Origin of the sequence: Polynucleobacter sp. JS-JIR-II-c23, assembly GCF_035011225.1 — a bacterium.
GTDB lineage: Bacteria > Pseudomonadota > Gammaproteobacteria > Burkholderiales > Burkholderiaceae > Polynucleobacter.
Genome location: NZ_JAYGQT010000001.1, coordinates 1,236,394 through 1,249,820, shown reverse-complemented (window position 1 = coordinate 1,249,820; position 13,427 = coordinate 1,236,394). Strand labels below are relative to the sequence as shown.

Sequence of the window (13,427 nt, the reverse complement as noted above, 5' to 3'; positions counted from 1 at the left end):
TTCCTTTAAAAAAATTAATAACAATTACCGGTAATTGTTCTTTGGATATACCGAGGGATTGCCCCTAAGTAGTTTCCAGTAAATATTATATCCATCTCCGTATTCAGTGTTCAAAAACCAACCATCCGGCTAAATAAGCCTCATAAAGGCTGGATTGACCAAGCTGTTTGAGTTTGCCCACCCTGAGTTCTTTATGTGCCGAGAGGCTCTGCCAGGCCGAAAGAATATCGGGAGCTTGTCCCTGGGTCATGGATTCTCCATTGCAATACACCTGTTTTCCAAGGCTCAGAATACGGGTTTGTGCATGGGGGAGAAGTCTGTTAGACCCAAGTTTCTTAAGGAATGCATTCGGTTTTAGGGGTCTATCGGGGGCGTCAAAAAGGGCTTGTTGTTTGGGTTCTGATAGATAGGCGGTAATCCCAGGTAAAAATCCATCAATTTGGTCTAGTTTTAGCTCTTTGAGCTTTGAGCCTAGTTGTTTGATGAGCTCTTCGGGCAATTGCTCTGCACTATGAGTTGCGCCTTGTTTAGGATCTGCAAACTTGCTCTCTAGGGCGGGAATATCTTCCAAAGATTCGGCTAGGCGCCACAAACCTTCTTGCAGTAATTCTTTAAAGCTGGGGGAACGAAATCCAACAGACCATGTTTGGCAACCTGCATCTAGTGCAATGCCATCATGAGCAACATGAGGCGGTAAATACAACATATCGCCAGGCTCTAGCGTCCACTCCTGCTCAGGTTTAAAGTTACGCAGAATTTTTAGCGGTAGATTAGGGTTGAGGCTCAGATCTTTTTGTTCTGAAATTTTCCACTGCCTTCTACCAGACATTTGAATCAGGAAGACGTCGTAAGAATCAAAGTGGGGGCCAACACCGCCTCCAATACCAGCAATGCTAATCATTAAGTCATCTAAGCGCGCATCAGGAATAAAGCGGAACCAAGACAGAATGTTTGCAGCTGCTGGATGATGGGCCTCCATTCCTTGAAGCAATAAAGTCCAGTCGGGCTTGTCGATCGATGGAATTGCCCTTTTAGTAAACGGTCCGCTATCAAAACTCCATGGATTGGATTTAACCAAGCGAGCCTCTACCTCATCTTGCAGGGCAAATTTGAGTAACTCTTTGGTGGGAATTGGGCTATCCAGGAGTCCACCGGCGTGAGCCGAAAGGGCAAATGCCGGAATCGCCCCGCGGATGAGAAGAGGCTTTTTATGCCAATATCGTGCCATGAACTGGTCTGGGCTAATACCCCCAAATAAGGCCCAGGGCTCGCCTAAAGGGAGTTTTGAGGGAGCCTGAGGCGGTTCATAGGGTTTGCTCAAGTAAAATGAGGTCATAAAGTAAAAAGCTGTTTAGAAACTGATTAAAAACGAATGTTCGACAAATTCCGCATGAAGATTGAAAAAAATACTATCGTATCCCTTCGCTATAAGTTAACCGATGCGCAAAACAATGTCATCGAGGAACCTGATTCTCCGATGGTATACCTGCACGGTGGTTATGAAGGCACTTTTCCTAAAATTGAGACTCTGCTTGATGGCCAAGATATCGGTTATGAGGCAACGATTCAGCTAGAGCCAAGTGAAGCCTTTGGTGAATATGATCCTGAGTTGTTAAAGATCGAGCCACGCACCCGTTTCCCTGAGCCCTTAGAAGTGGGGATGCAGTTTGAAGGGGTTCCTGATGCCGATGAAGATACGACAGTAGATGACCCTGAAGATGATGAACCTTTAATTTATACAGTTACTGATGTTGCAGATAGTCAGGTCGTGTTAGATGGCAATCATCCCTTAGCAGGCATGGCATTACGTTTTTGGGTTCAAGTTGAAGATGTTCGCGCAGCTACTGATGATGAAATTGAAAATCGTCATCCAGAAGGCGGCGAAAGCTTTTCATTTGGGATGCCTAATGATGAGGGCGATGATGAGGATGAAGAATTTCCAGGTGGTGCATTAGGTGGTGATAGCACTGGCCCACGTACGCTGCATTAATCAATACCAGACCTGCATAAAAAAAGGAATAGCATGCTATTCCTTTTTTTTATACATTATTTCTTCTGCATGACCCCAAGGGGTAACTAAGAATCACTATTCTCTCAACCACTGTTTAATCGCATCAAGGTCGCGTTTGGTATCACTAGAGCCTTCAGCATCAATGCCAGCAGGGGTGTTGCTTAACTTGGCTAATGCCTTCTCTAGCGCTGCAATCTTGGCTTCCTGTTCGATCGTGGCATCAATTAAACCTTTGAGTGCCATTGATACAGGATCATCTACATTCGGTGTCACTCCATAAGCAGAAAAATATTCTTTTGTTTTGCTATCAGGACTTTGCGGTAAATCTGGATGCAGGATGCGCGCAGGAATACCAACAGCAGTCGCACCCGCAGGAATTTCTTTTAGTACTACGGCATTGGATCCAACGCGTGCGCCATCGCCTACAGTAAATCCACCGAGAACTTTTGCACCAGCACTGACCACAACACCTTTACCAAGAGTAGGGTGGCGTTTAACGCCTTTATAAAGCGAAGTACCGCCCAAGGTAACGCCTTGATAAATCGTGCAGTCATCACCAATTTCTGTGGTCTCGCCAATCACAATGCCAAGTCCATGATCCAGAAATACTCGGCGACCAATCTTTGCGCCAGGATGAATTTCTATCCCCGTGAAAAAACGCGCAAACATGGACAGCACACGGGCAAGCCATTTCAGACCAAGATTCCACAGAAAATGGGAGATGCGATGCAGCCAAACTGCATGCAAGCCTTGGTAGCAAGTGATGACCTCGAGACGATTCCGGGCTGCTGGGTCTCTGGCAATAATGGAGTCGACTTGGTCGAATAAGGGATTTGACATAGCTTGATTTTAACGGGATGCGCTTATTTTCTCAGGAGCATCTGTTTTGCAATACCGCGCAGCAGATCAATCTCTTCTTTATGAAGGCGGCTACGAGCAAACAGCGCTTGAATACGGGGCATCAGTTTCTTGGGGTTGGCTGGATCTAAATACCCAATTGCTTCCAAACCTTCGCGCCAATGTTCCACCATCGCTGCAACGGCCGCAGGGTCGGCAAAATCAGCCATTTCTTCCCGGCTAGATAAGGCATTTCGCCCGCCCAAATGCCGGGAGAGTGTTTCCCTAAGGGTGTAGGCGCAGACCATAATTGCCTGTGCCAGGTTAAGAGACGGGTAGTCCGGATTGGCATCTAACCAGACTCTATGGGTGCATAAGGCCAAATGATCGTTATCCAAGCCAGTTCTTTCTGGACCAAAGAGCAGGGCAACCTGTCCTCCTACTGATGTCGTATCGGCTATTAAGGTCCGAGCGGTCTCCCAGTCTAAGGCTGGCGGGCCAAATTCTCGATCACGGCTGGTTAAGCCTAAAACTAGTGAGCAACCCTCTACGGCGGAAGATAGGGAGCTGGTTTCTGAGGAGCACTCAAGGATATCTGCCGCACCGCTGGCTAGAGCGATTGCATCGGGATTTGTTGCTACACCCTTGATCTTAGGATTAATAAGGCGCAGGTCGCTAAAGCCCATCGTTTTAAGGGCGCGAGCAGCAGAACCCACATTTCCTGGGTGACTGGTTTCGACTAAAACCCAGCGCAGTAGTTCAGATTTGTCGATATTCATCAATGCCAATGGGGGTGTTTATAGGGGGTAATAGATGCTAATCGTTTAGAATCAGTCTGTTAGCTTCGTATTGTCACGCAATTTTCCTTTTTGCAGGCATTACAAGGAGCTTGTTCTTATTTAATTTGTCCATCAATACTATGCATCCCATGTTAAATGTGGCCGTCAAGGCCGCCCGTCGCGCTGGAACAGTCATTAATCGTGCTTCTTTGAATTTGGAGCGCTTGCAAGTTGACCGTAAGCAACACAACGATTTCGTCACCGAGGTGGACAAAGCCGCAGAAGCGGCCATCATTGAAACGCTTAGCGAAGCCTATCCAACTCATGGATTTTTAGCTGAAGAAACAGGCGGGCACAATGCCGATGCAGAAAACGTATGGATCATTGATCCACTCGATGGCACAACTAATTTCATTCACGGCTTTCCGCAGTATGCGGTTTCGATTGCGCTCGCAGTCAATGGCGTGACTCAACAAGCCGTAGTTTATGACCCAACACGTGATGAGTTATTCACCGCTACCCGTGGTGCGGGCGCATATTTGGATCGTCGGCGTTTACGTGTAGCCACTCAAGATCGCTTGGCAAATTCTTTACTCGGTACTGGCTTTCCATATCGTGAAGACCAGGACTTAGAAAAGTATTTAAAGATCTTTGCCGAAATGTCACGTCAATGCGCGGGCTTGCGTCGCCCAGGTGCTGCATCATTGGATTTGGCTTATGTAGCAGCTGGTCGTTACGATGGATTTTTTGAGAGCGATCTCAAACCATGGGACATGGCTGCTGGTGCTTTGCTGATCACTGAAGCGGGCGGACTGATTGGTAACTATCGCGGCGAAGAAGGCTTTCTGAAAAGCGGTGAAGTCATGGCTGCTAATCCACGCATCTTTGCGCAGATGGTGCAGTCGCTCTCTAAGTACTCAGTTTCTTAATAGACATTTCTCGACTCGAGAAGTCAGTAGTGCTTAGTGCTTAATGAGGTCGAGATAGCGCGCTCCAGCACTATCGATCAGTAGGGCGCTTGCCCGAGGGTGAAGGCTCTCAGGGTGATCGAGATCCCAGTCAGATAAAACCCAGCGCTGCCAAGCCTGGGTATCCAAAGATTCTTCATGATGGGCTGGCAAGTGAGTATGCCCATGAATCAATCTGTCTCCAGATTGATCTTTCATCACAGTTGCACAAGCTTCTCGCGTGACATCCATTTTGAGTTGACTTGCAGCCGAGCGTTGCTGTGTTTGATATTGGCTATGGCTATTGCTACGTAAATGTTGGGCAACACCTCTGCGCCAATTGACGGGCAAGGTTAAAAAGAGTTTTTGCACCCAAGGTTTTCTAACCCAACTACGAAATACCTGATAGCCAAAGTCTGCGGTACATAAAGCATCACCATGGGCTAAGACCCATTTGTGTGAAGCTAATTCGACTACGCTAGGGTCTGGCAAGAGCGTCATGCCAGTCTTTTTAATAAAACTTTTGCCGATTAAAAAATCTCGATTGCCATGGATGTAATACGTTTTTACTTTGGCAGAAAGATTGGCGATGGCACGCTGAACTTCTTGTTGAAAAGGTGAGGATGCGGATGCATCGTCACCAACCCAATACTCAAATAAGTCACCTAGAATAAATACAGCCTCAACTTTAGGGGCGTCTTTTTCACAGAAGTCAAAAAAGCGTTGCGCCGTCAAGGGCATTGACGGCGTGAGGTGTAAGTCTGATATGAGCAGCGCGCTCGCGTGTTGCGGAATCATTCCTCGAGAACAGTAGCCTTCTCAATCACAACATCTTCAGCAGGAACATCTTGGTGAAAGCCGGAGCTACCAGTTTTGACTTTGCGAATGGTGTCAACAACATCCATGCCGCCAGTAACTTTTCCGAATACCGCATAACCCCAGCCTTGGGCATTCGGAGCAGTGTGGTTTAAGAAATCGTTGTCATTCACATTGATGAAGAATTGAGCGGTTGCAGAATGAGGGTCGCTGGTACGCGCCATGGCTACAGTGTAGCGATCATTCTTAAGGCCATTATTGGCTTCGTTTTCAATTTCTGCACCTGTTGGCTTTTGCTTCATGCCGGCAGTCATGCCGCCGCCTTGCACCATAAAGTTATCAATGACGCGGTGGAAAATCGTGCCATCGTAATGACCGCTTTTTACATACTGCAAAAAGTTAGCAACACTTTTCGGTGCCTTAGCTGCGTCAAGAGTGAGGGTGATCTCACCCTTATTGGTTTTTAAGAGTACTTTCGCCATTATTAGGTCTACTTTCTAGAGGGTTAGTGGATGGAGTATTGCTAGGCAGAGAATCTGCAGAATTGAGGGCGCGATTAACGGGGCGCTTTGCAGGGGGCTTGAGCACATCTAAGAGTGCTTTAGCGCGGTTGGAGTATTGACGCTGATTCAGCGTTGCATTTTTCGCAGCGTCTTCATACGCTTGAGCGCCAAGGCGAATATAGATCTCACCCAAATTAGCTGAGGCAATGGCATAGCTAGGACGCAGCTTTAATGCAAGCTCTAAATAATCTCGCGCTTCAATCCATTGACCTTGGTTGGCAGCTATCGCGGCAAGATTGTTATAGGGTTCTGGTAATTCAGGGAACTGCTGGGTAATTTCAATCAAGGTTTTTTTCGCTTGATCGAATTGGCGCATCTCAATTTGTAAGCGGGCTTTTACAAAACGCAATTGCACATTGCGTGGTGTCTTCTTGAGATCCATATTGATTTGGGTAACCGCATCTTGGTATTTTCGTGCCTTGATCAGTTTTTCTACATCGGATGGCACCGCATTTTTGGTGATGGGATCCGGCTCAATAATCAAGAAGGATAAAAATGGGACGCCAACGGTCTCCGATAACTCTGGGTTTAATGGGTCATAGCCCATATCCGCCGATAACCTAGGGGGATCAGTTGGGCTGTAACCGCCTAAATAGGGTTGTGGAGCCATTTGGCCTGACTTCATTTCCTGGGCATTTAATGCCTGAATTTCAGCATCGGCACGTTGCTGGGCAGGCGTGCTGCAGCCTGTCATAAGTACCAGTGATACCAAAGTGGCAAAAGCTGGGACTAAGACCTTATTCAGGGCAAGGTGTGGCGCTGGGGCGTTGTGGGGCATAGAGGAAGGGGTGTGAAACGGGCTCATTCGATATACTCAGCGCTCAGTCTAACAAATTGGCGCTACTTGCCCCACCTTTATAGCCCTATGCTGCAAATCTATAACACCCTTAGCCGTTCTAAACAGGTCTTTAAGCCCATAGTGCCGGGCAAGGTCAAGATGTACGTCTGCGGCATGACGGTTTATGACTTTTGTCATATTGGCCATGCCAGGGTCATGATCGTCTTTGATATGGTGGTTCGTTGGCTTAGGGCTAGCGGTTATGAAGTGCTTTATGTGCGCAATATCACCGATATTGATGACAAAATCATCAATCGTGCCATTGAGAATGGCGAACCTATTTCTGTATTAACCAATCGCTTTATCGATGCGATGCATGCCGACTCGGATGAGTTGGGTTTAATGCATCCCGATCAAGAGCCGCGCGCTACCGATTACATCGCCCAAATGCAGGGCATGATTGGCAGGCTTATTGAAAACGAATTGGCTTATCAAGCTAATGATGGTGATGTCAATTTTGCGGTGCGTTTATTGCCACGTTATGGTCAGCTATCTGGTAAGTCGCTTGATGAATTACATGCTGGTGAGCGGGTGGCAGTGGGTGATGGCAAACGTGACCCACTGGATTTTGTTTTATGGAAAAGTGCTAAAGCAGAAGAGCCGGCTGATACTCGCTGGAAATCGCCCTGGGGCGAAGGCCGTCCAGGCTGGCATATTGAGTGCTCAGCAATGTCTTGTGACTTACTGGGCGAGCATTTTGATATTCATGGTGGCGGTGCCGATTTGCAATTCCCGCACCACGAAAATGAAATTGCGCAAAGCGAAGGCGCTTTGTATGGCAAAGACCGTAAAGAAGATGATGCCCCCTTCGTTAACTACTGGATGCATAACGGCCACATTCGGGTGAATGAAGAGAAAATGTCCAAGTCATTGGGCAACTTCTTTTTAATACGAGATGTCTTAAAAAGCTTTGATCCAGAAGTATTGCGTTTCTTCATGCTGAAGGCACATTACCGTAGCCCGATTAATTACAGCGATGCACAACTAGAAGAGGCGCGCTCAGGCCTTGGTCGTCTATATACCGCATTGGCTCAAGCCCCAAAAGCCCAATCAATTAATCTAGATCCACATAATCCATGGGCTAAGCGTTTTGCGGATGCCATGAATGATGATTTCAATACACCTGAAGCGATTGCAGTCTTGTTTGACCTGGCCAGCGAAGTCAACCGCGCGCAAGGTGATGAAAAGCAATTACTCGCCAATACAATGAAGGCTCTCGGCGCTTCCCTGAATTTCTTGCAGCGTGATCCAACCGCATTTTTGCAAGCAGGCTCCAAAGATCAGGATGGCTTAAGTCCTGCACAAATTGAAGAGCGTATCGCTGCACGTGTAGCCGCTAAACAGGCAAAAGATTTTGCCCAAGCGGACTCAATTCGTAAGACATTATTAGAGCAAGGAATTGTTCTGGAAGATAAACCCGGCGGCTTAACAGAATGGCGTAGGGCTTAATGACTGTAGTAAAAGAAATAAAAGTAGAAAAAGCAGAATCAATCTTGCAAGAAATTGCTCCAGACTATTGGGAGCAGGCTTGCAAGGAATTGATGAAGCACGATCGTATTCTGAAAAAACTGATTCCTAAAATTGGATCTGGATTTTTAGTGACACGCGGCGATTCATTTAATACTTTGGCGAGATCGATTGTGGGGCAGCAGATTTCAGTGGCAGCGGCCCAATCTGTTTGGAATAGAGTGGTTGCCGCTAGCAAAAAGAAAGTCACCCCTAAAAATATCCTTGCCCTCTCTGTAGAGGAGTTGCGCGCCGCTGGATTATCTGGACGCAAGGTAGAGTACATCCGCGATTTGGCGGATCACTTTGATTCCGGTCGCCTCCATGCCAATCAGTGGAAGGATATGGATGATGAGAGCGTGATCAAAGAATTAAGCGCTATTCGGGGAATTGGCCGCTGGACTGCTGAAATGTTCCTCATTTTTAATATGGTTCGCCCTAATATCCTCCCTCTAGACGATGTTGGTCTAATTAAGGCTATTTCCCTCAATTACTTCAGTGGCGAGCCTGTTAGCCGCCATGAGGCTAGGGAGGTGGCGGCCAATTGGGCCCCGTGGCGTACGGTTGCCACTTGGTATATGTGGAGAAGTATCGACCCCGTCCCGGTTGAATATTAAAATCAGACTATGAAAACGACTTTCCTGGATTTTGAGCAGCAAATCGCCGAATTAGAGTCAAAGATTGAAGAGCTGCGTTTTGTGCAAGATGAGTCATCGGTAGACATCTCCGATGAGATCAAAACGCTCGCCGAAAAAAGCCAGCAATTAACAAAAGATGTTTATGCCAATCTCACCCCTTGGCAGGTCTCACAAGTAGCGCGTCATCCTCAGCGTCCATACACGCTAGATTATGTTGGTGCCTTATTTACCGACTTTCATGAGCTTCACGGTGATCGTACTTTTGCAGATGACCAATCGATCATCGCTGGATTAGCCCGTTTTGAAAATCAGCCCTGCATGGTGATTGGTCATCAAAAGGGTCGCGATACCAAAGAGCGCGCTCTCCGAAACTTTGGTATGAGTCGTCCAGAAGGTTATCGCAAAGCAATGCGCCTCATGCGCCTTGCAGAAAAGTTTGGCATTCCGGTATTTACTTTTGTTGATACCCCAGGCGCATTCCCTGGTATTGATGCAGAAGAGCGCAATCAGTCTGAAGCGATTGGTCGCAATTTGTTTGTGCAAGCAGAGCTTGAGGTTCCAATCATCGCCACCATTATTGGTGAAGGTGGTTCCGGTGGTGCGTTAGCAATTGCTATGGGCGATGTGGTCTTAATGTTGCAGAACTCCACTTACTCAGTAATCTCGCCTGAAGGCTGCGCCTCTATCCTCTGGAAGACTGCCGATAAGGCTCCTGAGGCCGCTGAGCAGCTGGGCCTCACAGCTCAGCGCTTAAAGGCTTTGGGTCTAATCGATAAGATCGTTGCTGAGCCTATTGGTGGTGCACATCGTGATTACGACAATATGATGAGCAATATGCGCAAAGCACTTACTGAATCTTTAAAGACGTTTGATGGCATGAAAGTAGACGCATTGCTTGAGCGTCGTCATGAGCGTTTGATGAGCTATGGCAAGTTCAAGGAAATCACAGCAAAGTCCTAAGCTAGGAAAACGAATTGCGGTTGCCCTCAGTGGCGGCCTCGATTCGGTTGTGTTGCTTGACATGGTTTGTAAGGCACAAGCTAAAGCAACTACACAAAACAAAAACCAAGCCAAAGACCAAATCTACGCATTCCATATCCATCATGGTTTACAAAAGCCAGCGGATGACTGGTTAATCTTTTGTGAGAACTTGGCAAAAAAATACAAGATCCATTTTGATTTTCGCCTTCTGCATTTAGATAATTCCAATGAACAGGGTAATGTTGAGGCAAGGGCAAGAGCAGGTCGTTACGAGGCGCTCGCCGACCTGTGTGAAGAATATGGAATCGAAGATTTACTCTTGGCTCATCACCAAAACGATCAAGCAGAAACCGTTCTCCTGCAGCTCCTGCGTGGCTCGGGCGTAGCTGGCTTGTCTGGTATGCCAACCAGTAGGGGAGTTTCAAGCAATCAAACTCCCACCCTATGGCGACCACTTTTAAATCAAAGTAGACAAGAGCTTGAGGCTTACGCAAAAGAGCATAAGCTCCAATGGATTGAAGATCCCAGCAATCAAGATACAAAATATCGCCGTAATGCCGTCCGTAAAAGAATTATTCCAGCACTAGAAAAGATTCAACCAGAAGCATTAGCCAATATGGCGCGCAGTGCAGAGCTTCTTGGCGAAGCGCAAACACTGCTTAACCGACTGGCAACACAAGATGGCAAAAGTATTCTCATTAAAGATCAATTGAAAGTAAGCCTATTACTAGCTCTTGCTAAAGATGATTTACCGGCAGCAAACAATGTCTTGCGCTATTGGTTGCAAACGCAACAGTTGGCGATGCCATCTCAAGAGCGTCTTCAAGCTTGGTGGCGCGATCTTGCTAAAGTCAAGGTAGATGCCAAATTAGAGTGGTTGCATGATGAGAGAAAAATCTACCTATGGCGTGGGGCACTGCAAGTACCCAATTCAGAAGAAGGGCGTTGGGTTCTCAAATCATTGCCAGCGAATTCCAGGCAATTGGGCCTTCCTGCAGATTGGGTAAAAGCTGCCCAAAAGAATAATCAAATCACCCTTAGAGAGCGCTTAGGCTCGGAGAAAATCCAGATTAAGCCTAAGACGCCCCGTAAAACCCTTAAAAACCTCTACCAGGAGGCTGATATACCACCCTGGGAGCGTCAGGCACCCTTGCTCTATATCAATGATGAATTGATCGCGGTGGCAGGTATTGGGCTTAGTTACCCACATCTGACTTCGGCTGGCAAGCGTGTCCTGCCAATTTGGACTAAGGCGTAATCCCAGATTCTTTTTGATGACGTATGGTGCAAATGAGCACGGCATTTTTAGTTTCATCAAAGCTGTATAGCGCTACGTAACCAGACTTTCCGCGGGAGATAATTAACTCTCTGATGTGGGCATCGCAGGTGCGACCGATGTAAGGGTGTTCAGACAATATCTGAACTGCGCTCTCAATAATTTCTAAAGTAACTAGAGCAGCATTTTTATCACTTTCAACTAAAAAGTCAGTAAGTCTCTCGAGATCTAATAGGGCTCTTGGGGAGAAAACAATTCTTACCAATTCGCTGCTTTCAAGGTTGACTTCTTACCGGCAATGCGCGCTTTTAAATGTTTGAAGACTTTTTCTGCATCATGCACTTTACCTTCTTGTAAAGCCTCCTTGCGAGCATTGTTAGCGTCTTCAATAAAAGATCTTCGCAATTCCGCATTGATGCTTGCTTGCTTAATTGCTTCCACCATAAAGGCGTGTGTAGTAATGCCAAGATCTTTGGCGGCATTAGCTGCTTGGAGCTTGATTTCATCAGTGAGTTTGAGGGAGGTCGTACTTACAGGGCTCATGGAAGCTCCAAAGGAAACATTAAGGTAACACTAAAGTAACACCATGCTAAACCGGCACTAGAGCAAAGTCAACGAGTTGGTCTTAAGCCCTACAAAACCCTGTAAAATAAGCCCTTTTTAGACCTCCAAGGATTCATTTCCTTGTTACAGATAGTTAAATAGACGGTTTTTATGGCTCTTATCGTTCATAAGTACGGCGGCACCTCAATGGGTTCAACTGAGCGCATTGCCAATGTTGCCAAGCGCGTTGCCAAATGGATGCGTGCAGGCCACCAAGTGGTGGTCGTGCCCTCGGCTATGTCTGGCGAAACCAATCGCTTGCTCGGCCTTGCAAAAGAAATCAACCCGGATGCAAACCCACGCGAGTTAGATCAAATTGCATCTACTGGTGAGCAGGTTAGTTCTGGCTTATTAGCTCTGGCATTAATCCGTGAGGGTATCGATGCAGTGAGTTACGCTGGTTGGCAAGTAACAGTCCACACGGATTCTGCATTTACTAAAGCGCGTATTAAGAGCATTGAGAGCGACAAGATTCTCAAAGACCTGAATGCTGGTCGTGCAGTTGTTGTTACTGGTTTCCAGGGTGTTGATCCTAACGGCAATATCACCACGCTAGGTCGCGGTGGTTCTGATACATCAGCAGTAGCGATGGCAGCAGCCCTGAAAGCCGATGAGTGCTTAATCTACACAGACGTTGATGGTGTGTACACAACTGACCCCCGTGTTTGTGAAGATGCACGTCGCTTAGATAAGATTACTTTTGAAGAGATGCTAGAAATGGCAAGCTTAGGTTCAAAGGTATTGCAGATCCGTTCAGTGGAATTTGCTGGTAAGTACAAAGTTAAAACCCGGGTTCTGTCTTCATTGACAGACCCATTGATGCCTTTAGACATTGAGATGAAGTCGGGCACCTTGATTACATTTGAAGAGGACAGCACTATGGAAGCCGCAGTTATTTCCGGCATCGCCTTTGCGCGTGATGAAGCGAAGATTACCGTTCTTGGAGTTCCTGATCGTCCAGGTATTGCATATCAAATTCTTGGTCCGATTGCGGATGCCAATATTGATGTGGATATGATTATTCAGAACCAATCAGTTGAGGGTAAAACAGACTTTACTTTCACAGTGCCGCGTGCTGATTATCAAAAAGCATTGGACTTGCTCAAGAACACTGTGCAAGCGCATATTGAGGCAAAAGAAATCTCTGGCGATCCAAAAGTCTCTAAGGTTTCAGTTGTTGGTGTTGGTATGCGTTCCCATGTTGGTATCGCCAGCAAGATGTTCCGCACTTTGTCGGAAGAGGGCATCAATATCTTGATGATCTCTACTAGCGAAATCAAGATCTCTGTGGTCATTGATGAGAAATACATGGAATTGGCTGTACGCGCCTTGCACAAGGCATTTGAGCTGGACCAGAAGTAACTAAAAAGCGTAATAAACCCCTCAGAAGCGGTTATCCGTTAAACTGTGGGGCGTTGTAATAGTAAGAAGTACGGAGACGTGGCCGAGCTGGTCGAAGGCACTCCCCTGCTAAGGGAGCATCGGGGCTAAAACTCTGATCGGAGGTTCGAATCCTCTCGTCTCCGCCAGCACTTTTGGCATTTTTTCTGTTTTTCACTATATGCATCAATGACTTAGCCCCATAAACGGGGCTTTTTCTTTATTACTCCCGCTTACCAGTACGCTTACCAC

The 13,427-nt window shown here is 46.8% G+C and carries 15 protein-coding genes and 1 tRNA gene; 8 read left to right on the top strand and 8 right to left on the bottom strand.

Annotated features, from left to right (window positions below; all coding sequences use genetic code 11):
* Positions 1 to 103 precede the first annotated feature (103 nt).
* A complete protein-coding gene (locus VC159_RS06355) occupies positions 104 to 1,228 on the bottom strand; it encodes a cupin domain-containing protein (RefSeq protein WP_251367803.1) in 1,125 nt (374 codons plus the stop codon).
* Positions 1,229 to 1,390: 162 nt separating this feature from the next.
* Between VC159_RS06355 and VC159_RS06350 the strand changes: the two genes are divergently transcribed.
* Positions 1,391 to 1,990: an FKBP-type peptidyl-prolyl cis-trans isomerase gene (locus VC159_RS06350; RefSeq protein WP_215360372.1), complete on the top strand. Its 600-nt coding sequence runs from the start codon at positions 1,391 to 1,393 to the stop codon at positions 1,988 to 1,990.
* A gap of 96 nt (positions 1,991 to 2,086) precedes the next feature.
* On the opposite strand, the gene cysE is transcribed toward VC159_RS06350, so the two are convergent.
* Both cysE and VC159_RS06340 read right to left on the bottom strand, forming a co-directional pair.
* Positions 2,087 to 2,851: a serine O-acetyltransferase gene (cysE, locus tag VC159_RS06345; protein WP_215360084.1), complete on the bottom strand. Its 765-nt coding sequence runs from the start codon at positions 2,849 to 2,851 to the stop codon at positions 2,087 to 2,089.
* 23 nt (positions 2,852 to 2,874) lie between these two features.
* Positions 2,875 to 3,627: an RNA methyltransferase gene (locus VC159_RS06340; protein WP_215360086.1), complete on the bottom strand. Its 753-nt coding sequence runs from the start codon at positions 3,625 to 3,627 to the stop codon at positions 2,875 to 2,877.
* Between the two features lie 140 nt (positions 3,628 to 3,767).
* Between VC159_RS06340 and VC159_RS06335 the strand changes: the two genes are divergently transcribed.
* Complete coding sequence (locus VC159_RS06335; protein WP_215360088.1) at positions 3,768 to 4,556, top strand: inositol monophosphatase family protein; 789 nt, start codon at positions 3,768 to 3,770, stop codon at positions 4,554 to 4,556.
* 33 nt (positions 4,557 to 4,589) lie between these two features.
* On the opposite strand, the gene VC159_RS06330 is transcribed toward VC159_RS06335, so the two are convergent.
* From VC159_RS06330 to VC159_RS06320, 3 genes are read right to left on the bottom strand one after another with little or no spacing between them, the layout of a single operon-like run.
* Positions 4,590 to 5,372, bottom strand: coding sequence for a UDP-2,3-diacylglucosamine diphosphatase (locus tag VC159_RS06330; protein ID WP_215360090.1), 783 nt, complete (start codon positions 5,370 to 5,372; stop codon positions 4,590 to 4,592).
* A complete protein-coding gene (locus VC159_RS06325; protein ID WP_215360092.1) occupies positions 5,369 to 5,872 on the bottom strand; it encodes a peptidylprolyl isomerase in 504 nt (167 codons plus the stop codon). Before VC159_RS06325 ends, VC159_RS06330 begins: the two co-directional genes overlap by 4 nt.
* A complete protein-coding gene (locus tag VC159_RS06320; protein WP_215360094.1) occupies positions 5,844 to 6,758 on the bottom strand; it encodes a tetratricopeptide repeat protein in 915 nt (304 codons plus the stop codon). The genes VC159_RS06325 and VC159_RS06320 overlap by 29 nt, the downstream gene beginning before the upstream one ends.
* A gap of 60 nt (positions 6,759 to 6,818) precedes the next feature.
* On the opposite strand from VC159_RS06320, the gene cysS reads away from it, so the two are divergent.
* Genes cysS through tilS form a run of 4 tightly spaced genes read left to right on the top strand, consistent with a single transcriptional unit; the run spans position 6,819 to position 11,174 of the window.
* On the top strand, positions 6,819 to 8,240 hold the full coding sequence (cysS, locus tag VC159_RS06315; protein ID WP_215360096.1) for a cysteine--tRNA ligase: 1,422 nt from the start codon (positions 6,819 to 6,821) through the stop codon (positions 8,238 to 8,240).
* A complete protein-coding gene (locus VC159_RS06310) occupies positions 8,240 to 8,914 on the top strand; it encodes a DNA-3-methyladenine glycosylase family protein (RefSeq protein WP_215360098.1) in 675 nt (224 codons plus the stop codon). The genes cysS and VC159_RS06310 overlap by 1 nt, the downstream gene beginning before the upstream one ends.
* Before the next feature lie 9 nt (positions 8,915 to 8,923).
* Complete coding sequence (locus VC159_RS06305) at positions 8,924 to 9,895, top strand: acetyl-CoA carboxylase carboxyltransferase subunit alpha (RefSeq protein WP_215360100.1); 972 nt, start codon at positions 8,924 to 8,926, stop codon at positions 9,893 to 9,895.
* Complete coding sequence (tilS, locus tag VC159_RS06300) at positions 9,861 to 11,174, top strand: tRNA lysidine(34) synthetase TilS (RefSeq protein ID WP_215360102.1); 1,314 nt, start codon at positions 9,861 to 9,863, stop codon at positions 11,172 to 11,174. The genes VC159_RS06305 and tilS overlap by 35 nt, the downstream gene beginning before the upstream one ends.
* Here tilS and VC159_RS06295 read toward each other — a convergent pair.
* Entirely contained in the window at positions 11,164 to 11,457 is a 294-nt protein-coding gene (locus VC159_RS06295) for a type II toxin-antitoxin system RelE/ParE family toxin (protein ID WP_215360104.1), read from the bottom strand. The genes tilS and VC159_RS06295 overlap by 11 nt on opposite strands.
* The gene (locus VC159_RS06290; protein ID WP_215360106.1) at positions 11,451 to 11,735 is read right to left on the bottom strand and encodes a hypothetical protein; all 285 of its coding nucleotides are present in this window, start codon (positions 11,733 to 11,735) and stop codon (positions 11,451 to 11,453) included. Before VC159_RS06290 ends, VC159_RS06295 begins: the two co-directional genes overlap by 7 nt.
* A gap of 171 nt (positions 11,736 to 11,906) precedes the next feature.
* Between VC159_RS06290 and VC159_RS06285 the strand changes: the two genes are divergently transcribed.
* Both VC159_RS06285 and VC159_RS06280 read left to right on the top strand, forming a co-directional pair.
* Entirely contained in the window at positions 11,907 to 13,157 is a 1,251-nt protein-coding gene (locus VC159_RS06285; protein WP_215360107.1) for an aspartate kinase, read from the top strand.
* 72 nt (positions 13,158 to 13,229) lie between these two features.
* Positions 13,230 to 13,324 (top strand) — tRNA-Ser (locus VC159_RS06280).
* Positions 13,325 to 13,427: the final 103 nt, after the last annotated feature.